Annotated in this window: 16 protein-coding genes and 1 pseudogene; 8 read left to right on the top strand and 9 right to left on the bottom strand. The window is 70.7% G+C overall.

From position 1 onward, the window contains the following. Window positions 1-68: 68 nt before the first annotated feature. Both OG707_RS12785 and cpt read right to left on the bottom strand, forming a co-directional pair. Window positions 69-881, bottom strand: a complete 813-nt coding sequence (locus OG707_RS12785) for an endonuclease I family protein (protein ID WP_329117576.1) — start codon at window positions 879-881, stop codon at window positions 69-71. Between the two features lie 165 nt (window positions 882-1,046). Further along, complete coding sequence (gene cpt / locus OG707_RS12780) at window positions 1,047-1,571, bottom strand: chloramphenicol phosphotransferase CPT (RefSeq protein ID WP_329117574.1); 525 nt, start codon at window positions 1,569-1,571, stop codon at window positions 1,047-1,049. Between the two features lie 142 nt (window positions 1,572-1,713). Here cpt and OG707_RS12775 point away from each other — a divergent pair, with 142 nt between their 5' ends. The 3 genes from OG707_RS12775 (at window position 1,714) to OG707_RS12765 (ending at window position 7,820) form a co-directional block, all read left to right on the top strand. Continuing rightward, window positions 1,714-2,979: a hypothetical protein gene (locus tag OG707_RS12775; RefSeq protein ID WP_329117572.1), complete on the top strand. Its 1,266-nt coding sequence runs from the start codon at window positions 1,714-1,716 to the stop codon at window positions 2,977-2,979. Between the two features lie 109 nt (window positions 2,980-3,088). Further along, window positions 3,089-4,003 carry a serine hydrolase gene (locus tag OG707_RS12770; RefSeq protein WP_329117570.1) on the top strand — a complete coding sequence of 305 codons (915 nt, stop codon included), beginning with the start codon at window positions 3,089-3,091 and terminating at the stop codon, window positions 4,001-4,003. A gap of 103 nt (window positions 4,004-4,106) precedes the next feature. After that, complete coding sequence (locus OG707_RS12765) at window positions 4,107-7,820, top strand: ABC transporter ATP-binding protein (RefSeq protein ID WP_329117568.1); 3,714 nt, start codon at window positions 4,107-4,109, stop codon at window positions 7,818-7,820. Window positions 7,821-7,854: 34 nt separating this feature from the next. On the opposite strand, the gene OG707_RS12760 is transcribed toward OG707_RS12765, so the two are convergent. Next, a complete protein-coding gene (locus OG707_RS12760; RefSeq protein ID WP_329117566.1) occupies window positions 7,855-8,358 on the bottom strand; it encodes a hypothetical protein in 504 nt (167 codons plus the stop codon). A 161-nt stretch (window positions 8,359-8,519) separates the two neighbouring features. Between OG707_RS12760 and OG707_RS12755 the strand changes: the two genes are divergently transcribed. Then, on the top strand, window positions 8,520-8,921 hold the full coding sequence (locus tag OG707_RS12755) for a hypothetical protein (RefSeq protein ID WP_443071322.1): 402 nt from the start codon (window positions 8,520-8,522) through the stop codon (window positions 8,919-8,921). Window positions 8,922-9,011: 90 nt separating this feature from the next. After that, on the top strand, window positions 9,012-10,454 hold the full coding sequence (locus tag OG707_RS12750; protein WP_329117564.1) for a S28 family serine protease: 1,443 nt from the start codon (window positions 9,012-9,014) through the stop codon (window positions 10,452-10,454). Between the two features lie 22 nt (window positions 10,455-10,476). Here the strand turns inward: OG707_RS12750 and OG707_RS12745 are convergent, their stop codons facing one another. The 3 genes from OG707_RS12745 to OG707_RS12735 all read right to left on the bottom strand — a co-directional run bounded on the left by OG707_RS12745 (window position 10,477) and on the right by OG707_RS12735 (window position 14,252). Next, window positions 10,477-11,133: a hypothetical protein gene (locus OG707_RS12745; protein WP_443071321.1), complete on the bottom strand. Its 657-nt coding sequence runs from the start codon at window positions 11,131-11,133 to the stop codon at window positions 10,477-10,479. A 58-nt stretch (window positions 11,134-11,191) separates the two neighbouring features. Continuing rightward, entirely contained in the window at window positions 11,192-13,015 is a 1,824-nt protein-coding gene (locus OG707_RS12740; RefSeq protein ID WP_329117560.1) for a glycoside hydrolase family 3 protein, read from the bottom strand. Window positions 13,016-13,355: 340 nt separating this feature from the next. Further along, window positions 13,356-14,252, bottom strand: a complete 897-nt coding sequence (locus OG707_RS12735; RefSeq protein ID WP_329117558.1) for a LysR family transcriptional regulator — start codon at window positions 14,250-14,252, stop codon at window positions 13,356-13,358. A 100-nt stretch (window positions 14,253-14,352) separates the two neighbouring features. Here OG707_RS12735 and OG707_RS12730 point away from each other — a divergent pair, with 100 nt between their 5' ends. Continuing rightward, window positions 14,353-15,336, top strand: a complete 984-nt coding sequence (locus OG707_RS12730) for an EamA family transporter (RefSeq protein ID WP_329117556.1) — start codon at window positions 14,353-14,355, stop codon at window positions 15,334-15,336. Here the strand turns inward: OG707_RS12730 and OG707_RS12725 are convergent. The 3 genes and pseudogenes from OG707_RS12725 to OG707_RS12715 form a co-directional block, all read right to left on the bottom strand. Further along, window positions 15,218-16,000 (bottom strand): annotated as a pseudogene (locus OG707_RS12725) (sugar phosphate isomerase/epimerase family protein); the annotation flags it as partial. The gene OG707_RS12730 and the pseudogene OG707_RS12725 overlap by 119 nt on opposite strands. Further along, complete coding sequence (locus OG707_RS12720; protein ID WP_329117554.1) at window positions 15,997-16,932, bottom strand: bifunctional helix-turn-helix transcriptional regulator/GNAT family N-acetyltransferase; 936 nt, start codon at window positions 16,930-16,932, stop codon at window positions 15,997-15,999. The gene OG707_RS12720 and the pseudogene OG707_RS12725, both read right to left, overlap by 4 nt. 84 nt (window positions 16,933-17,016) lie before the next feature. Next, entirely contained in the window at window positions 17,017-18,078 is a 1,062-nt protein-coding gene (locus OG707_RS12715; RefSeq protein WP_329117552.1) for a LacI family DNA-binding transcriptional regulator, read from the bottom strand. A gap of 174 nt (window positions 18,079-18,252) precedes the next feature. Here OG707_RS12715 and OG707_RS12710 point away from each other — a divergent pair, with 174 nt between their 5' ends. Further along, window positions 18,253-19,404 carry a Gfo/Idh/MocA family protein gene (locus OG707_RS12710; protein ID WP_329117550.1) on the top strand — a complete coding sequence of 384 codons (1,152 nt, stop codon included), beginning with the start codon at window positions 18,253-18,255 and terminating at the stop codon, window positions 19,402-19,404. After that, window positions 19,401-20,561, top strand: a complete 1,161-nt coding sequence (locus OG707_RS12705) for a dihydrodipicolinate synthase family protein (RefSeq protein ID WP_329117548.1) — start codon at window positions 19,401-19,403, stop codon at window positions 20,559-20,561. The genes OG707_RS12710 and OG707_RS12705 overlap by 4 nt, the downstream gene beginning before the upstream one ends. Window positions 20,562-20,581: the final 20 nt, after the last annotated feature.

Below are 20,581 nucleotides of genomic sequence, written 5' to 3'. Positions count from 1 at the left end.
ATCCGGTCCGGCCGTCAGGGGAGTGACGGCCGGACCGGGGCGGAGCCGCGGGCCCAGTGGCCCAGCGCCTAGTAGATCGACTCCACCCACTCGGGGTGGTCGATGAACGGGTTGCGGTTGTGCTGGTAGGTCGCGTAGATGACCTGGTTGCGGTTCTCCTCGAAGGCGTCCGGCGGGTCCTCCTCGTTCCAGGCCTTCAGCACGGAGAGCCGGCCGATGTACGGGTTGGAGCCGTTGTTGACGATGTCGTCGGGCTCCAGGTCGGCGAAGCCGTCGCCGCCCTCGTAGCGGACCGCCATGTAGAGGATCATGCGGGCCACGTCGCCCTTGACCGCGTCGCGCGGTTCGAAGGAGTTGGAGTCGACGAGGCTGCCGCCGCTGTTGGTGAAGCTGCTGCCGCCGTTGTCGAAGTCCAGGTTGCCGCGGACGTTGTTGACGGCCACGTCCTCGGGACGCAGATGGTGGAGGTCGGTGCCGGGACCGGTCGCCGTCCCGAAGTCGCCGTGGGACTTGGCCCACACATGTTCACGGTTCCAGTCGCCGCTGTCGCCGCCGTTGAGCGACTTGCTCCGCGAGAGACCGCTGTAGAGCAGGATCACGTTGCTGCTGTTCTTCGGGTCCTGGTCGGTGACCTTGAGCGCGTTCCAGACCGCGTCGTACGAGATCTTGGTCTGGGTGCTGATGATCGTGTGCAGCGAACTCTTCAGCGCTGAACCGCTCTTGCCGACCGCGTTCTTGTAGTACGTGCTGTCGTACGCGGTGTTGTACGCCGTGGCGGCGTTCGCCGGTGGGGCGGCGGCGGTCGGCACGGCGAGGGCGATGAGCAGCGTGGAGAGCGCGAGGGCTCCTGATCTCCAGCGACGTATGTGCGAGGCGGGCATGTGGGGATGTCCTCTCCCGAGGGGACGGAAGGCCGCCGCCCCTCAACCGGGCGGCGATCTACGCGCGTTGACGACGCGCATGAACGAGAGAGTGACATGTCCGAGTGTTGCCTGGCATGAACATTGCGAGGCGGTGGTGTGACGATTTCCTGTGGATCCCCGGGGTCACTCCACCCAGGCGGCGATGACCTGGGCGCACTCCAACGCCTCGGCCCGCGAGCTGTCCACTTCGAGGTCGTACCGCACCCCGCGGTGCACCAACTCCGCCTGGGCGGCGGCCATTCCGACGGTACGGTCACCCCGCGCGGCCTCACGCCCCGCCGCGACCTCCGCGTCGCACCGCACCCCCACCCAGAGCACGCGCACCCCGTCGAGCTCCTTCTCCCACCGCGCCTGGGACTCGCCCCCACCGAGAAACACCTCGTCGACGACGACCCGCGCCCCGGCCCGCACCATGGCGGCAACCCCGGCGATCCAAGCAGCCTCGAGCTCGCGGAACGCGGCCCCCACGACGACCTCGCCGTCCGCCCCGAACTCGATCCCGTCCGCATCCGACGACGTCATGGACAGAGGCAGGGCATCGACAAAGGTGTCGGTCCCGAAGGTCAGCCACGGATCGGGCAGCAACTCCTGCAAATGCCGGGCGACGGTGGACTTCCCGGCGCTGGAACCGCCGTTGAGAACGATCATTCGTGTGGATTCTGATTGCGTCATGACACCACCATCATGACAGGTCAGAGGGGATCCGCGTAGGACGAACGGCACAGCGGACAAGGCTTGTTGGGCCCGTCCCGGCGCCCTCAGAATCTGGGCTATGCATCACTCGGGGAAAGTGGATCAGGACGACATTCTGCGGGCCCGGAACACACTGCTCGCTTCAGGCCGGCGCACCCCGCGCGAGGAGGTGGACGCCTACCGGGTGCTCGCCCACGTCAGCCCCGCCGCCTACCTTCCGCGCCTGTCCAAGGCACTGCAACGGCTGAGCTACAACACCAACAACGCCACCTGGCATCCGGACCGCCTCGCGCTGTGCGAGGAAGCGGTGGCTGCGGCCCGGGCCGTCGACCCCTCCGATCCCGCCCGTGCGGACCTCCTCTTCGAGGCGCTCAACTCCTGCCAGAGGGCGCTGTACACGCTGGGCCGACGGACCGAAGGCCTCGCGATGCGCGCCGAGATGCTCGCGATCGGCCGTGCACAGGCCGACCTGACCGGAAAGTCGGCGGTAGTAGGGCTGGGCGTCTGGGCTGCAGGTCTCTCGGAGGAAGGCCGCCATGCCGAGGCTGCCGATGCGCTGACCGAGTCGATGGCGGCAGAACTCCCCGGCGGACCCAGGAGCGGGGCGCTCGCCTGGTCACTCCTGGAGTGGATCGCCACGCTCGCCGACGCGGGCCGGCCCACCGAAGCGCTCTCCGCGTTCAAGACACTGGTCGGCATGGAAGCGGACGAGGCCGCGAACGACCGCGGTCCGATGGCCTGCCATCTGTACTCGCTGATCGGGTACGCGCAGATGCAGGACATCTGCGGACGAGGCGAACAGGCGGCCGCAGTGCGGCAGGAGGCGCTCGCTCTGCTGACGGAACTGGCCGCCACCGGTGAGCGTAAGTCCTGGAGCGGCTATCAGGCGTCGTACTGGGCGGTGCTCCTGACCTTCTACGGCGCCGACAGCGAACGGCCGAAGTCCGGCGAGCCGCGCCCGCCTTCGGGGGCGACGCCCATGCGATGGTCCCCCGACGTCAAGCAGCGCTACTTCGACAGCCGCATCGCCCTGCGCGAGGAGGTGGACGCCCTGGCCCCGCGAGCCACCGAGGATCCGGACCAACACCTGGCCGAACTGGTCCGGCTGCACCGGGTCCTCACCGTCCGCTCCGCCGTCTACTGGCAGGACCGCACGCATCTGTTCGCGGAACGAGTGCGCCCCCTGTTCGACGACGGGGTGGCACTGGCCCGCAGGCTGGCCCAGCACAGCCCGGCGGACGGAACCCCGACGCTGGCCAAGATCCTCGTGGACCGGTCGACCTTCCACACCACCACGGGCGATTTCGGCCCGGCGCTCGCCGACTTCCGCGAGGCCCTGAGCCACCTCGGGGAGGCCGCGTAGGGAAACCAAGGGTTTCGTACAACTTTTCGGTCGGCCGTGAGTCATCTGTGACGGGCGTGGCCATGGGGGACGCGCCCGCACGACCACGCAGCACTGAACGGGGAAGCTCATGACCTCACACCGCCACCACCGAATACTGGCCCTCACCGTGGCCGCCGGCGTCGTCGCGCCCGTCGCCCTCGTCGCGGCGCCCGCGCAGGCCGCCGCGCCCGCCGTGAGCTGCACCTCGGCCAAGGCCGGGCTCGCCGCCAAGCTGAAGACGGACATCACCGCCGCGCTCAAGGGGCGCAAGTCCACCGTGGCCCTCGGGCTCTACGACCGGACCACCAAGACCACCTGCACCCTGCGCTACGACACGAAGTACGACTCCGCCAGCGTCGTGAAGGCGACCGTCCTCGCCACCCTGCTCTGGGACCACAAGAAGACGAACAAGTACCTGACGTCGCGCGAGGTCAGCCTGACCACCGCGATGATCACCAAGTCCGACAACAACGCCACCACCGCCCTCTGGAAGCAGCTGGGCGTGACCAAGGTGAAGGGGTTCCTGAAGGCGGCCGGGATGACCCACACCGTCCCCGGGTCCGGCGGCTACTGGGGGCTCACCCAGATCACCCCGCGCGACGAGCAGCGGCTCCTCGCCCTCCTCACCGCCAAGAACTCCGTGCTGAGCGACAACTCGCGCGCGTACGAACTCGGGCTGATGCGCAAGGTCACCTCCTCGCAGCGCTGGGGCACCCCCGCCGGCGCCCCGAGCAACGCCACAGTCCAGCTCAAGAACGGCTGGCTCCAGCGCTCCACCCACGGATGGCGCGTCCACTCCATCGGGGCCTTCACCGGCAAGGGGCACGACTACACGATCAGCGTGCTCACCCAGGACAACAAGACGATGACCGACGGTGTCAACACCATCCAGGCCGTCGCCCGCGTCATCCACCGCGATCTCAACACCAAGACCGCGCTGAGCGCCACCGTCGTCCCGCCCGCACTGCCCCGTGAGGTCGCCCCGCCGGTGCCCCGCCCCTGAGGTCCGGTCCTAGGACTTCCGGCCGAAGTTTTGTTGCAGCGGGATGAAATCCGCTGGTCGCCGCGTTGGTGCCTTCCGGTGGGATCGACAACGGGAGGCATCAGTGGCGGACGACGCCGCAACAGAGACGTGGGCGCGACGGCTCACGCGGTACGCCTGGCGCTACCGGACCAATGTGGTGCTCGCGCTCGGCTCCTCGCTGGCCGGCATGGCCGTCATGGCACTCGTCCCGCTGATCACCAAGGTGATCATCGACGACGTCATCGGTGACGGATCGCGGTCGCTGGCCGTCTGGACCGGCGCGCTCATAGCCGCAGCCGTGGTCGTGTACGTACTGACGTACATCCGGCGCTACTACGGCGGACGCCTCGCCCTCGACGTCCAGCACGACCTCCGTACCGAGATGTACGGGACGATCATGAAGCTGGACGGCCGCCGCCAGGACGAGCTCTCCACCGGGCAGGTCGTCGGACGCGCCACCAGCGACCTGCAGCTCATCCAGGGCCTGCTCTTCATGCTCCCGATGACCATCGGGAACGTGCTGCTCTTCGTGATCTCTCTTGGGATCATGGCCTGGCTCTCGCCCGTCCTGACCCTGATCGCCCTCGCCGTCGCCCCCGCCCTCTGGGTCATCGCCAAGCGCAGCCGCACCCGTCTCTTCCCCGCCACCTGGTACGCCCAGGGCCAGGCCGCCGCCGTCGCCGGAGTCGTCGACGGGGCCGTCACCGGCGTCCGCGTCGTCAAGGGCTTCGGGCAGGAGGAGCAGGAGACCGGGAAGCTGCGCGCCGTCAGCCGCCGCCTCTTCGCCGGACGGCTCCGCACCATCAAGCTGAACTCCCGCTACACCCCCGCACTCCAGGCCGTGCCCGCCCTCGGCCAGGTCGCGATGCTGGCCGTCGGCGGATGGCTCGCCACCAAGGGGGAGATCACGCTCGGGACGTTCGTCGCCTTCTCCTCGTACCTCGCCCAGCTCGTCGGCCCGGTGCGCATGCTCGCCATGGTGCTCACCGTGGGGCAGCAGGCGCGGGCCGGTGTCGAGCGCGTACTGGAGCTCATCGACACCGAGCCGTCGATCGAGGACGGCACGGCGGAGCTGCCCGCCGACGCCCCCGCGACCGTCGAGTTCGACAACGTCACGTTCGGCTACGACGACGACCGCCCCGTCCTCGACGGCTTCTCCCTCACCATCGCCCCCGGCGAGACCGTCGCCGTCGTCGGCTCCTCCGGCAGCGGCAAGTCCACCGTCTCGCTCCTCCTGCCGCGCTTCTACGACGTCACCCGCGGCGCCGTCCTCGTCGGCGGGCGCGACGTGCGCGAGCTGACGCTCGAATCGCTGCGGGCCGCGATCGGCATGGTCCCCGAGGACAGCTTCCTGTTCTCCGACACCGTCCGCGCCAACATCGCCTACGGACTCCCCGACGCCACCGACGAGCAGATCCTCGCCGCCGCCCGCGCCGCCCAGGCCGACCGGTTCATCTCCGAGCTGCCTGCCGGGTACGACACCAAGGTCGGCGAACACGGACTGACGCTCTCCGGCGGCCAGCGCCAGCGCGTCGCGCTCGCCCGCGCCATCCTCACCGACCCCCGGCTGCTGCTCCTCGACGACGCCACCTCCGCCGTCGACGCACGCGTCGAGCACGAGATCCACGAGGCGCTGAAGAGCGTCATGGAGGGCCGCACCACCCTCCTCATCGCCCACCGCCGCTCCACCCTCAACCTCGCCGACCGCATCGCCGTCCTCGACGGCGGCCGGCTCGCCGACATCGGCACCCACGAGGAGCTGGAGCGCCGCTCCGCCCTCTACCGGCGGCTGCTGACCGACCCCGACGAACTGGGCGGCGTATCACCCGGCCACGTCAAGCCCGAGGCGGTCGTCGAGGACACGTCCGTACGGGCAGAACTGGACGCCGAGTTCGACGCCGAGCGCGGCATCACACCCCCGCTCTGGATCCGCGAGGAGAAGGCGATCGAGGCGGCCCCGGGCGGCATGCCGGCCACCCCGGAACTCCTCGCGCAGGTCGCGGCGCTGCCTGCCGCGGACGACACCCCCGACGTGGACGAGGCGGGCGCGGTCCGCGCCGAGGACTCGTACGGGCTGCGACGCCTGCTGCGCGGCTTCGGCCCCGTCCTCCTCGTCAGCCTGCTGCTCGTGGCGATCGACGCGGGCATGAGCCTGCTCCTGCCGGTCCTGATCCGGCACGGCATCGACGAGGGCGTCACCAAGCTCGCGCTCGGCGCGGTGTGGGCGGCGGCCGGGCTCGGACTGGGGACCGTGGCCGTGCAGTGGCTGGCCCAGACCGCGGAGACGCGGCTGACCGGGCGGACCGGCGAGCGGGTGCTCTACACACTCCGGCTGAAGATCTTCGCGCAGCTCCAGCGGCTCGGACTCGACTACTACGAGCGGGAGTTGACCGGGCGCATCATGACCCGGATGACCACGGACGTCGACGCGCTGTCGACCTTCCTGCAGACGGGACTGGTCACCGCCTTCGTCTCGGTGGTCACCTTCTTCGGGATCCTGGTCGTGCTCCTGGTCCTCGACGTACAGCTCGCGCTGGTCGTCTTCGCGACGCTGCCGCTGCTGATCGTGGGCACGTACTTCTTCCGGAAGAAGAGCGTCAAGGCGTACGAACTCGCCCGCGAGCGGGTCGCGTTGGTCAACGCCGACCTCCAGGAGTCCGTGTCGGGGCTGCGCATCGTGCAGGCCTTCCGGCGCGAGCGCAGGGGCGGCGCCGCCTTCGCGGCGAGCAGCGACAGCTACCGCCAGGCGCGGGTGCGCGGCCAGTGGCTGATCTCGGTCTACTTCCCGTTCGTGCAGCTCCTGTCGTCGGTGGCCGCGGCCGCCGTGCTGATCGTGGGCGCGCACCGGGTCGAGGCGGGGACGCTGACGACGGGTGCGCTGGTGGCGTACCTGCTCTACATCGACCTCTTCTTCGCGCCCGTGCAGCAGCTGTCCCAGGTCTTCGACGGATACCAGCAGGCGACGGTGTCGTTGAAGCGCATCCAGGAGCTGCTGCAGGAGCCGACGTCGACGGAGAACGCGACCGACCCGGAGCCGGTGGCCGCCCTGCGCGGCGACATCGCCTTCGAGGACGTGCGCTTCGCGTACGGCGACGAGGAGGAGGCCCTCAAGGGCATCGACCTGCGGATCCCCGCGGGCCAGACAGTCGCCTTCGTCGGCGAGACCGGCGCGGGCAAGTCCACGCTGGTCAAGCTCGTGGCGCGGTTCTACGACCCGACGGGCGGGCGGGTCACCGCGGACGGGACGGACCTGCGGACGCTGGACATGACGGCGTACCGGCACCGGCTCGGGGTCGTACCGCAGGAGGCGTATCTCTTCCCGGGGACGGTGCGCGACGCGATCGCGTACGGGCGCCCCGAGGCGGGCGACGCGGAGGTCGAGGCGGCGGCGCGGGCGGTCGGCGCGCACGAGATGATCGCGACGCTGGACGGCGGCTACCTGCACGAGGTGGCCGAGCGGGGCCGCAATCTCTCCGCCGGGCAGCGGCAGTTGATCGCGCTGGCGCGGGCGGAGCTGGTGGACCCGGACGTCCTGCTGCTCGACGAGGCGACGGCGGCGCTGGACCTGGCGACCGAGGCACAGGTCAACCAGGCGACGGACCGGATCGCGGGCCGGCGCACGACGCTGGTGGTGGCGCACCGGCTGACGACCGCGGCGCGGGCGGACCGGGTGGTGGTGATGGACCACGGGCGGGTCGTGGAGGACGGCACGCACGAGGAGCTGCTGGCGCTGGACGGGGACTACGCGAGGCTGTGGCGCACGTTCGTGGGCGAGGAAGAGCCCGTCGGGGCGTAGCGGGGCCGACCGGCCGGCCCCGCTCGCTGCGGCACTAGCGCCGCGCCTCCCGGATCCCCGAGATCTTCTTCGTCGCCAGGTCCGACTGGACGTCCAGGTACGTGTACGACGGGTGCCTCGGCGAGCCCCACGTCAGCCGCACCGTCGACCACGTGTGGCCCATCCCGCTGTCGACCGGCGTCACCTTCCACGCCCGCGGCACGTTCTGCGCGCGCAGCACGCCGTCCGCGTGGTTGCGGGCCTCCCATGCCGCGAGGTGCTTCCGCAGCTGCGGCGTGAGGTAGAAGTTCCGCAGCGCGGTGGAGAGTTTGCCGCCCGCGACGCCGCCCTCTCCGTAGCCGGCGTCGATGTACGACCCGTAGAAATCGGCGACCCTGTTGTACGCCACCTCGGGGCTGCCGCTCTTCGACGGAGCCGGCGGGTGCGCGGCCGAAGAGGAAGCCGAGGAGGTCGTGGACGCGGCGGCCGGAACCACCGCCACTGCCGTGAGGAGTGCGGCCGCAATCGCAATACGGCCCGCTGTACGCGTGTGAACCATGGCAAGCCCTGCCTTTCGCGCGCAACCGTGCGCGCGGTCTGTCCCGTTAGACCCCGGGTGGGTTGGTTTGGTTGTTCCCAACCTCGCACCGGGCCGCCCGGAACCGCCCGCCCGTGCCACGCGTCGTACACACATACGCTCATGTGGCCCAGGGGGAATTTGTGTTCGACGGCGGATTGCGCAGGAGGCTGGTCTTCGGCCTCGCCGTACTGACGGCGACGGCGGTTCTGGAGATCGCGGCGCCGGGCGCGCACGCGGCGACCCCGGCCGCCACCGCGGCCGCGTGCCCCGGCCAGCGCGTGAAGACCGTGGCCTTCGCCACCGGGCGCCTCGAGGTGTACCGCAGCGGTGCCTACACCTGTGCCGTCACCCTCGCGAAGACCCCCGGCGCCCGCCGCCCCATGTCCGTCACCCTGCAGCCCCGCGGCGGGAGGGTCGTCGTCGACAGCGGACGGTTCACGCGGCTCGCGGGTCCCGTGAAGGTCCGCAGCGCCAAGCGGTGCGTGCGGGCCGTCGGCACGGTCTCCGGGAAGTCGGGCGCCACGGGATGGATCCTCTGCTGATCATGTGCCCAACTGGGTCTGGCGGGTCGCCTGTTGACCCCGCTAGGTTCTCGGGGTCTGTCGTGATCTCGTAAACCCAGGGGAGGGCGAATGCGCAAGGCGCTCAGATGGCTGCTGGCGCTCGTGGTGCTCATAGGCACCGTGAGTGCGGCAGGAGTGTCGACGGCCGGAGCGGTCACCACCGCGGAGCCGAGTACGGCGAGCACGGACATCAAGGAACGGATCCTCGCGATCCCGGGGATGAGCATCGTCGAGGAGAAGCCGTACACCGGCTATCGCTACTTCGTCCTCAACTACACCCAGCCCATCGACCACCGGCACCCCTCCAAGGGCACCTTCCAGCAGCGCCTGACCCTGCTGCACAAGGACACCAGCCGGCCCACGGTCTTCTTCACCTCGGGCTACAACGTCTCGACGACCCCCAGTCGCTCCGAGCCGACCCGGATCGTCGACGGCAACCAAGTCTCCCTGGAATACCGGTACTTCACCCCGTCCCGGCCCCAGCCCGCCGACTGGACCAAGCTGGACATCTGGCAGGCAGCCAGTGACCAGCACCGGATCTTCCAGGCGCTGAAGCCCATCTACAACCAGAAGTGGCTGACCACCGGCGGCTCCAAGGGCGGCATGACCGCCACGTACTTCGAGCGCTACTACCCGCGTGACATGGACGGCGTCGTCGCGTACGTCGCGCCCAACGACGTGGTGAACAACGAGGACTCGGCGTACGACCGCTTCTTCCAGCAGGTCGGCACCAAGGAGTGCCGCGACAAGCTCCAGGCCGTGCAGCGCGAGGCCCTGGTGCGCCGCGCACCGCTGGAGAAGAAGTACGCGGAGTACGCCGCCGCGAACGGCTACACCTTCACCACCGTCGGCACCCTCGACAAGGCGTACGAGGCCGTCGTCCTCGACTACGTCTGGGGCTTCTGGCAGTACAGCCTTCTCGCCGACTGCGCCGAGATCCCGGCCGACGCCCCGCACGCCACGGACCAGGCGATCTGGGACTCCATCGACACGATCTCCGGCTTCTCCTTCTACACCGACCAGGGCCTGTCCCCGTACACGCCGTACTACTACCAGGCGGGCACGCAGCTCGGCTCGCCCGACATCCGCCAGCCCTGGCTCGGCAAGCTGTCGCGCTACGGATACCAGCCGCCGCGCAACTTCGTCCCGAGCGACATCCCGATGCGCTTCCAGAAGGGCGTCATGCGGGACGTCGACTCCTGGGTGAAGCGCAACGCGCACCAGATGCTGTTCGTGTACGGGCAGAACGACCCGTGGGGCGCGGAGCGCTTCAGCGTCGGGCGGCACGCGGACGACAGCTACGTGTTCACCGCGCCGGGCATGAACCACGGTGCGAGCGTCGCGACGCTCTCCGCCGACCAGAAGGCCCTCGCCACGGCCCGCATCCTGGAGTGGGCGGGCGTCGCCCCGGCCGCGGTCCAGGCGGACCCTGCGAAGGCGAAGCCGCTGGCCTCGTACGACGCGAAGCTGGACCGCCAGAGCGTCGAGCGGGAACCGGCTCTGCGCCCGTAACACCCCTGGCTGCGCCCGCCGTTCAGAACACGCGGCGGGCGCAGCCCACCGGTTTCGCGCCCCCCAGCTGCACGTACAGCCTGGTCGTCGAGGGGCACAAGGCGCGGCGCGCCACCGACGTCGTCACCTCGAACTCCGGTGCCTTCTCGCCCGACCCGTTGCACGCCGTCTCCTTCACCTGCCCCTTGCCGGCGTTGTAGACGCAGTCCCCGACCACCGTCCGCGGACCGCCCCCCATGCCCGGGTCACCGGGATGCGGCGGCTCCAGCGTGCGCATGCAGGCGTAGCCGCGCGCGACCGGCGACGGTGTCGCACTCGCCCCCGGAGTCGCGCTCGCGCCTTCGGCCAGCGCCGGTGTGGTCTCCGAGATATAGAGGACGAAGTCCGTCGGTCCCGGGCAGGCGGGCCCCGCCGTCCGGTTCCCGTCGTGGCGGGCGAGCACCCGCGCGTACGCCCTCTCGCTGGTGCAGGACACTTCGCGGAAGTCCTTTCCGCGCGAGCTGCATTCGTCCGGCCCCAGGAACGTCGCCCCGTACCCCGTGGGCTGCGGCGACTCCTGGAGCTTCTGCGCCGAACCGCCCCCCGACGGCTGCTGGCAGGAGCTGAGCACCCCCACCAGCACGACGCACAGCAGCCCCAAAACCCAAGCTCCGAGCCTGTGCACAAGTACACCCCCCATTACTGCATCCAGCGTGACCCGCCGGGGCGGGACCACGCCAGATGCACGGAGCGTACGTCTAGTACGACAGACCGTAGCCGATCGGGTACAGCACCTGTGTGGGGTCGTCCGCCCGGGGGACCGGCACGGGCAGTTTCCCGCGGGGTTCCACTGTGCCCGCGATCACCCGTGCTGCGGCCCGGAGTTCGACATCCGTCCAGCTGTACGTCGCGAGCGCCGCGCCCACCGTGGGCAGTGCGGCGATGTCGTACGGATTGCGGATCGCGACCTGCACCACCACCGCCCCGCTCGCGACGAGCGCCGCCACGAGCTTGGACTGGGCGCCGCCCGCACCCGCGTTGTACGTACCGATCACCACGGCGTCCTTGCCCTGCGCGGCGGCGACGGCCGCGTCGATCTGGGCCTGGGTGGGGAGCGTGCCCGTGGAGAGCACCGTGGTGGTGAAGCCCAGCCGGTCGAACTCCTTGCCGAGCACGGTCGTCGGCGGACCGGTCGTGCCCGAGGGCGACGCCGGGTCGGCGCCGAGGACCAGGAGGTTCTTCTGACGGCGCCGGGAGAGCGGCAGCAGAGCGCCCTGGTTGCGCAGCAGGGTGGTGGTGCGCTCGGCGATGCGGTCGGCGGTGGCCAGGTGCGAGCGGGTGCCGACGACGTGGTCGATCTCCCGGTCGCTGACGTACGGACGGCTGAACAGGCCGCGCCTTGCCTTGAGTTGGAGGACGCGCAGGATCGACTCGTCGAGCCGGGCCTCCGTGATCTCGCCGCTGTCGACGGCCGCGCGGACCCCGTTCCAGGCGGTCGCCAGGTCGGGCGGGTTCAGGAGCTGGTCGACGCCCGCCTTGAGGGCGAGCACGGGGACGCGGGCGTCGCCGTACTTGTCGCGTACGCCCTGCATGTCGAGCGCGTCGGTGATGATCACGCCCCGGTAGCCGAGCTCGCCGCGCAGTATCCCGGTGAGGATGGGGTGCGAGAGCGTCGCCGGGTCGTTGCTCGGGTCGAGCGCCGGGAACTGGATGTGCGCCGTCATGATCGAGTCGATCCCGGCGGCGATCACGGCCCTGAAGGGCGGGGCGTCGATCCGCTCCCACTCCTCGCGGGTGTGGGTGATGAGCGGGATGCCGGTGTGGCTGTCGACGCTCGTGTCCCCATGTCCGGGGAAATGCTTGGCAGTTGAGGCGGTCGACGAGGACTGGTAGCCCTGCACCTCGGCGGCGGCCATCCGGGCGACGGAGGCGGGGTCGGCGCCGAAGGAGCGTACGCCGATGACCGGGTTGGCCGGGTTGATGTTGACGTCGGAGTCGGGGGAGTAGTTCTGCCGGATGCCGATCGCGTTCAGCTCGGCCCCGGCGATCCTGCCGACCGTACGGGCGTCGTCGCGCGAGCCTCCCGCGCCGAGCGCCATCGCGCCGGGGAAGAGGGTGGCGGGGTAGCCGACGCGGCAGACGATGCCGTGCTCCTGGTCGGTGGCGATCAGGAGGGGGATCGGGGTGGGCTGGGAGAGGCCGGCGCGCTGGATGCCGTTGGAGAGGGCGGCGATCTGGTGCGGGTCGCGGACGTTGTGGGCCCAGCCGAAGTAGATGATGCCGCCGACGTGGTACTTGGCGATCAGCTCGGCGGCGGTGCGGACGCCCATCTGGGCGAGGTTGGCGTCGATGTCGGCCTGGTCGGGGGCGGTGGCGGAGTGCCCGTACACCCGCATGACGAAGAGCTGGCCGATCTTCTCCTCGATGCTCATCCGGGCGATGAGCCTCTTGAGCTGCCGGTCGCGGTCGCGGTCGTGGTCGCGGTCGTGGCTGTGGGCTTGTGCGGGGCCGCCGACGGCAATCGTGGCGGCGGCTGCCGCGGTAGCGGAGAGCAGGGTGCGTCTGGATGTGCGGTGGGGCACTGGTGCTCCTTCCGGCCATGCTGCGCAAGGGAGTTGAAGGAAACTTCCAAGGTGCAGCGATAGCCGGAAAGTAACTGCCGGGTCAAGAGGGCGCGCAGAACCCGCCGCCGAAAGGGGGCCGGCGAGAGGGCCGGAAGGGAGCCGCCACCGGTGCAGTTGGAGGGGGGCGCACCGGTGGCGGCTGTGCTGCTGGCCGCAGGCGGTTGGAGAGGGGAGTCGGCGTTCGCAGCCAGCAGCGAGGCCGACACCGCTCTGCGGTGACTCACCAGCAGTACGGGACTTGGACGCCGGCCGTTCCCCGCCGGTTCCGCGCATTTCCGCAGTTCGGTACGGGTGTGAACTAGCGGGCCCAGTGCTCCTGGAGGGCCCGAACGGTCTCCGTGATCGCGGGCCGCCGCGCCGCCCCGGTACGCCAGAGGGCGTACAGCCGCCGCACCGGAAGCGGATCCAGCGGTACGGCGACGGCCCCCTCCGGCACTGGACCGCGCCCCAGCCGGGGCACCACCGCGATCCCGAGCCCGGCCGCGACGAGGGCGACGATGGTGTGGTTCTCCTCGGCGGTGTGCGCGATGTCCGGCTCCTCGCCGATCGCGCGCAGCGTCCGTACGAGCCAGTCGTGGCAGACCCGCCCCGGCGGCTGGCAGACCCAGACCTCCCCGGCGAGTTCCTCGCGCCGTACGGACTTCCGCCCGGCCAGCGGATGGGCGGCCGGTACGAGCAGATCGCAGGGGTCGTCGCCGATCACCGCCTGCTCGACGCCCTCGGGGGTCGGCAGCGGGGCGATGTCCCAGTCGTGCGCGACGGCGAGGTCGACGACGCCGCGTGCGACGAGACCGATCGAGAGATGCGGATCGACCTCGCTGAGGCGGGCGGTCAACCCGGGGTGATCGGCGGCGAGTTGGGCCAGTACGCCGGGGAGCAGCCCGCGCGCGGAGGAGGCGAAGGCGGCGATGGAGAGCCGGCCGGCGGGCTCCCCGCGCTGCTCCTCCAGGGTCGTCTCGGCGCGTTCGACGATGGCGAGGAGCTCCTGCGCGGTGGCGGCCAGCTGGACCGCCTCCTCGGTCAGGGCGATGCCCCGGCCGCGGCGCTCCAGGAGGGTGGTGCGGGTCTCGCGCTCCAGCTTGGTGATCTGCTGCGAGACGGCGGAGGGGGTGTAGCCGAGGGCGGTCGCGGCGGCGGCGACCGAACCGTGGACGGAGATGGCGTGCAGCGCGCGCAGCCGGGCGAGATCGAGCACGAGAGCCCTCCTTCATCAGCCCATTCATTAGCGATGCTCAATCCAACCATGAAGACATCCGCGCTGGTGCTAAAGGGTCGATCCGGCCGATCATCGACCCATGCGCCCACCGCACATCGCCCTCGCCGTCCTGGTCACCGCCGTCTGGGGAGTCAACTTCGTCGTCATCGACATCGGCCTCGCCCACTTCCCGCCGCTGCTCTTCTCGGCCCTGCGCTTCCTGGTCGCGGCGCTGCCCGCGGTCTTCTTCGTAGGACGCCCCAAGGTCGCCTGGAAGTGGGTCCTGGGGGTCGGACTCGCCCTGGGCGTCGGCAAGTTCGGGCTGCTCTTCATCGGCATGGACCAGGGGATGGGGGCCGGTCTGCCGTCCCTCGTGCTGCAGGTCCAAGCGGTCTTCACAGCGCTCTTCGCCGCGGCCGCGCTCGGCGAGAGGCTGCCGCGCGTACGGGTGCTCGGCATGGCGATCGCACTCGCCGGCATCGGAGTCGCGGCGGTCGGCGAAGGGGTCGACGGGGCCGTGCTGGGCTTCGTCCTGGTGGTCGCGGCGGCGGCCTTCTGGGGCATCTCGAACGTACTGACCCGCAAGGCCGCCCCGCCCGACCCGCTCAACTTCATGGTGTGGGTCTCGACCGTGCCCGTACTCCCGCTCCTCGCCCTCTCCCTGCTCTTCGAGGGCCCCCGCGCGGACGCGGACGCCCTGGCGGGGCTCGACTGGAGCGGGGCGGGCACGATCGTCTTCGTCGCCTGGGTCTCCACCGTCTTCGGCTTCGGGGCGTGGGGCTATCTGCTCCGCCACCACCCCGCCAACTCGGTGGCGCCCTTCACGCTCCTGGTCCCGGTCTTCGGGATGTCCTCGGCGGCACTCTTCCTCGACGAGCGCCTGACCGCGCTGGACTGGTGCGCGGCGGCGCTCCTCGTCGGCGGAGTGGCTCTGGCTTCTAGGACTGCACAGCCTTCGCTCGCGCGATCAACCGCTCCAGGTGCTCGCGCCCCGCTGCCAGCATCCCCGGCAGCTCCGCCGCCTGCGGATACCACCGCTTCTCGTACTCCCAGCACAGCCAGCCCTCAGGGTTCTCGGAGCTGAGGATCCGTACGCACTCGGCGAGTGGCAGGACCCCGGCGCCCAGCGCGAGCGGGGTCTTGTCGTCGGCCGACGCGATGTCCTTGACCTGGGCGTATCCGAGGTACGGGGCGAGTACGGCATGGCTGGTGACGGGGTCCTCGCCGCCGAGCCAGGTGTGCATGACGTCCCAGAGGGAGCCGGCGTTCTTGTGTCCGACGGGGCCCAGGACGCGGGCCGCGGAAGCGCCCGTACGGTGCGAGTCGTGCGTCTCCATCAGGATCCGTACGCCCTTCTCCGCCGCGACCTCCGCCCCGAAACCCAGCCGCCGCGCGGCCGTTGCGTCCGCAACCTCCTGGGGCTGCTCGCCGCCGCCGGGGAAGACGCGGACGAAGGGTGCGCCCAGGTCGGCGGCGAGGTCGACGAGCTCGACGAGCCCGCGCTCGGCCTCGGTGTCGTCGCCCTCGGCGGCGACCTTCACATACCCGGCGACGCCGAGGATCTCGATACCGCCGCGCGCGAACTCCTCGACGGCGGCGGCCCGTTCGGCCGCGGTGGACCCGGGGTGCAGGGGCTCCTCGGGGTGGGCGCGCAGCTCGACGCCCTGGTAGCCGGTGTCGGAGGCGAGCCGTACGACATCCGCTATGGGTAGACCGGGCACCCCGAGGGTGGAGAACGCGAACTTCAACGCACTGTTCCTTCCTGAAGACTGAGCCGCCAGTCCTGTCCGACCAGATCCGCCCCGTAGGAGCGGTGCGGCTTCTCGGCGACGAGCGTGAACCCGGCGCCCTGATAGATCCTGCGGGCGGACGCGAGCACGTCGTTGGTCCAGAGCACGAGCTCGCGATATCCCACTTCGCGGGCGAACTCGACGACGGCGTCCACGAGTTGGCGTCCGACGCCGTGCCCGCGCGCCGACGGCTCGACGAGCAGCAGCCGCAGCCGGGCGGTCCCGGGCGCATCGTCGCGTACGCACATCACACCGCCGACCGGGCGCCCGTCGAGCTCGGCGATCCAGACCCGTTCCAGATGCGGGTCGTGGTCCTGGGTGAAGTCGGCGACGATCCGGGCGACGAGCCCCTCGAAGTCGGCGTTCCACCCGAACTCGGCGGCGTACAGGGCCCCGTGCCGCTGCACGATCCACCCCAGATCGCCGGGTCCGGGATCGCGCAGAGCGGGCCGGGCGGCGTCGATTCCGCGGCTCCGCTGCAGGATGTCGCGTACGGACCGCAGGGACTCCGTGAGTCGGTCCCGTTCGGCGGGATCGACCCGGGAGAGCATCGTGGAGACGGCTTCGCGCGAGCGCTCGTCGAGCAGCGCAGCGGCCTCGCGCCCGCTCGGGGTGAGCGTGATGCGCTGGCGCCGCGAATCGAGCGCGGAGGGCGCCCGCTCGACCAGTCCGTCACGCTCGAACTTGGCGAGGAGTCGGCTCAAGTACCCGGCGTCAAGGGAGAGTTCGGCCCGGAGGTCGGCCGCGTCGGTGCGGGGCGCGTGGGCGAGCTCGTAGAGGACGCGGGACTCGGTGAGCGTGTACGGGGTGTAGAGGTGCTTGCTGTAGTCGAGCGCGCCGATGAGGTTGGTGTAGAAGCGGTTGAACGCGCGGATCTCATGTACGGGCATGATGTCCACCCAGGGCCGGTTTCTTTGACTCCGTCAACGGTAGGAGGCGGGGCGCGCCCGCACAAGGGGTCCGCCCGTACCCGTTCACCGCCCCGGCGCCCCCGTGGACGCCCGCGCCATCAACTCGCCCCGGACCACCGCGACCCCGCCCGCGGGCGGTGCCTCCGTGCCCATCGCGAGGCGGCCGGCCCAGGCCCCGGCGTCGTACAGCGGCAGTCGTACGGTCGTGAGCGCCGGCACCGCGTCGACCGAGAACGGCAGGTCGTCGAAGCCCGCCACCGAGATGTCCTCGGGGATCCGCAGCCCCCGCTCGCGCACCGCCGCGCACGCGCCCAGGGCCACGGTGTCGTTGGCGGCGACGACCGCCGTCAACCCCGGCTCCCTGTCGAGGAGTTCGCGCGTCGCCTCGTACCCCGACTGGCGGTCGTACGGACCGTGCACCACCAGCCGCGGGTCGTCCTTGATCCCCGCCGCCTCCAGCGCCTTGCGGTGTCCCTCCAGCCGGTGGCGGGTGGTGGTCCGCTCCTCGGGCCCGGCGACGTATCCGATCCGCCGATGCCCCAACTCCAGCAGGTGTTCGGTGAGTTGACGCCCGCCGCCCTGGTTGTCGAAGCTCAGCGTCGCCAGTACGGCAGCCCCGCCGCCCTCCATCGGCGGCCGTCCGCACAGCACCACGCGCGTCCCCGCGTCCGCGAGCTTCCCCAGCTTGGCCAGGACCGCGGCCGAGTGCTCGGGGTCCTCGATCGCCCCGCCCGTCAGCACCACGGCCGCCGCGCGCTGGCGCTGCAGCAGGGTCAGATACGTCAGCTCGCGCTCGGGTGACCCGCCGGTGTTGCAGACCACGGCCAGCTTCTCGCCGCCCCCGCGCCCCGTGCCCTCCTGGCCGCCGATCGCCGACTGGGCGGCGCCCGCCATGATCCCGAAGAAGGGGTCGGCGATGTCGTTGACGAGGATGCCGACCAGGTCGGAGGTGGCGGCGGCCAGGGAGCTCGCCGTCGCGTTCAGGACGTAGTCCAGCTCGTCCACCGCCCGCAGCACCCGCTCGCGGGTGGAGGCGGCGACCGGGTAGTTGCCGTTCAGGACCCGGGAGACCGTCGCCGGGGAGACCCGGGCCCGGGCTGCCACGTCCGCGAGCGTCGTCGTCATCTCTTCCTCGTCTCAATCCCCGGGCAACTTGCTGATTGCCACTTGTCCGACCCGTCGGTCGCAGGTTAGCTTCATAGCGCGTAGAAAGCGCTTGCTATCACGCTTGTCGTCGCAGTGCGGACGGAAATGCTGCGGTTGGAAATGCTGCGGTTGGAATTGCGGAGAGGGAATCTCGTGACGCGTAAGACAGTGCGGATCGCCATGAACGGTGTCACCGGCCGGATGGGGTACCGCCAGCACCTGGTCCGCTCGATCCTCGCCATCCGTGAGCAGGGCGGCCTCGACCTCGGCGACGGCACGGTCCTGTGGCCCGAGCCGGTCCTGGTCGGCCGCCGCGAGCACGTACTGAAGTCGATGGCCGAGAAGCACGGCATCGAGCACTGGTCGACGGACCTCGACGCGGTCCTCGCCGACCCGACGATCGACATCTACTTCGACGCCCAGGTCACCTCCGCCCGCGAGGAGGCCATCCGCAAGGCCATCGCGGCCGGCAAGCACATCTACACCGAGAAGCCGACCGCCACCGGCCTCGACGGCGCCCTGGAACTGGCGCGCCTGGCGAAGGCGGCCGGGATCAAGCACGGCGTGGTCCAGGACAAGCTCTTCCTCCCCGGCCTCCTCAAGCTGAAGCGCCTCATCGACGGCGGCTTCTTCGGCAAGATCCTCTCCATCCGCGGAGAGTTCGGCTACTGGGTCTTCGAGGGTGACTGGCAGGAGGCGCAGCGCCCGTCCTGGAACTACCGCTCGGAGGACGGCGGCGGCATCGTCGTCGACATGTTCCCGCACTGGGAGTACGTGCTGCACGAGCTCTTCGGCCGCGTCACCGCCGTCCAGGCGCTGACCGCCACGCACATCCCCGAGCGCTGGGACGAGCAGGGCAAGCCGTACGACGCCACGGCCGACGACGCCGCGTACGGGATCTTCCAGCTTGAGGGCGGCGCGATAGCCCAGATCAACTCCTCCTGGACGGTCCGCGTCAACCGCGACGAGCTGGTGGAGTTCCAGGTGGACGGCACCGAGGGCTCGGCAGTGGCGGGCCTCCGCAACTGCCGCGTACAGCACCGCAGTTCCACCCCGAAGCCGGTCTGGAACCCCGACCTCCCGGTCACGCACTCCTTCCGCGACCAGTGGCAGGAAGTCCCGGACAACACGGACTTCGACAACGGCTTCAAGGTCCAGTGGGAGCTCTTCCTCCGTCACATCGCCCTCGACGAGCCCTACCACTGGGACCTCCTCGCCGGCGCGCGCGGCGTCCAGCTCGCCGAGCTCGGCCTGAAGTCGTCGGCCGAGGGTACCCGCCTCGACGTCCCGGAGATCCAGCTGTGACCCTCCTCCTGCCGCGCGCGGACGGCACGACGTACTCGTACGCCCCGCGCACCGCACCCACCGCCTTCCAGCCGGGAGGCGCCGCGCTCACCTCCCGTACGGTCTTCTCGGCCGCCCACGTCGTCGCCGACCCGTACGCGGACATCTCCCCGGACTCCCCGGCCGCCGTCGACTGGGACGCGACGCTCGCCTTCCGCCGCCACCTGTGGTCGCACGGCCTGGGCGTGGCCGAGGCGATGGACACCGCGCAGCGCGGCATGGGCCTGGACTGGGCGAACGCCGCCGAGCTCATCCGCCGCTCGTCGGCCGAGGCGAAGGCGGTCGGCGGTGCGATCGCCTGCGGCGTCGGCACCGACCAGCTCACGCCCGGCGAGGCGACGCTGCACGACGTGATCGAGGCGTACGAGGACCAGCTGAGCCTCGTCGAGGAGCAGGGCGCCCAGGCGATCCTGATGGCGTCGCGCGCCCTGGCCGCCGCGGCGAAGACGCCCGACGACTACCTGGAGGTGTACGGCCACCTCCTCCGCCAGTGCACCGAGCCGGTGATCCTGCACTGGCTGGGCCCGATGTTCGACCCGGCGCTGGAGGGCTACTGGGGCTCGTCTGACCTGGACGCCGCAACGGAGACGTTCCTCGAAGTCATCGCCGCCCACCCCGACAAGGTCGACGGCATCAAGGTCTCGCTCCTGGACGCCCAGCGCGAGGTCGACCTGCGCCGGCGCTTGCCGGACGGAGTCCGCTGCTACACGGGCGACGACTTCAACTACCCCGAGCTGATCGAGGGCGACGACCGCGGCTTCAGCCACGCGCTGCTCGGCATCTTCGACCCGCTGGGCCCGGTCGCGGCGGAGGCGGTACGCCACCTGGACCGCGGCGACGACGCGGCCTTCCGCGACCTCCTGGACCCGACGGTGGAGCTCTCCCGCCACCTGTTCCAGACCCCAACGCGCTTCTACAAAACGGGAGTTGTGTTCCTGGCGTGGCTCGCGGGCCACCAGCAGCACTTCACCATGGTCGGCGGCCTCCAGTCGGCGCGCTCACTCCCGCACTTCGCGAAGGCGTACGAACTCGCCGACGGCCTGGGCCTGTTCCCGGACCCCGCGGTGGCGGAGTCCCGTATGAAGTCGCTCCTCAACGTGTACGGAGTCCCCCAGTGACCTCACAGGACCTGACCCGC

Source organism: Streptomyces sp. NBC_01465 (genome assembly GCF_036227325.1).
In the GTDB taxonomy this organism is placed as follows: domain Bacteria; phylum Actinomycetota; class Actinomycetes; order Streptomycetales; family Streptomycetaceae; genus Streptomyces.
This window is presented reverse-complemented; position numbering and strand designations above follow the sequence as displayed.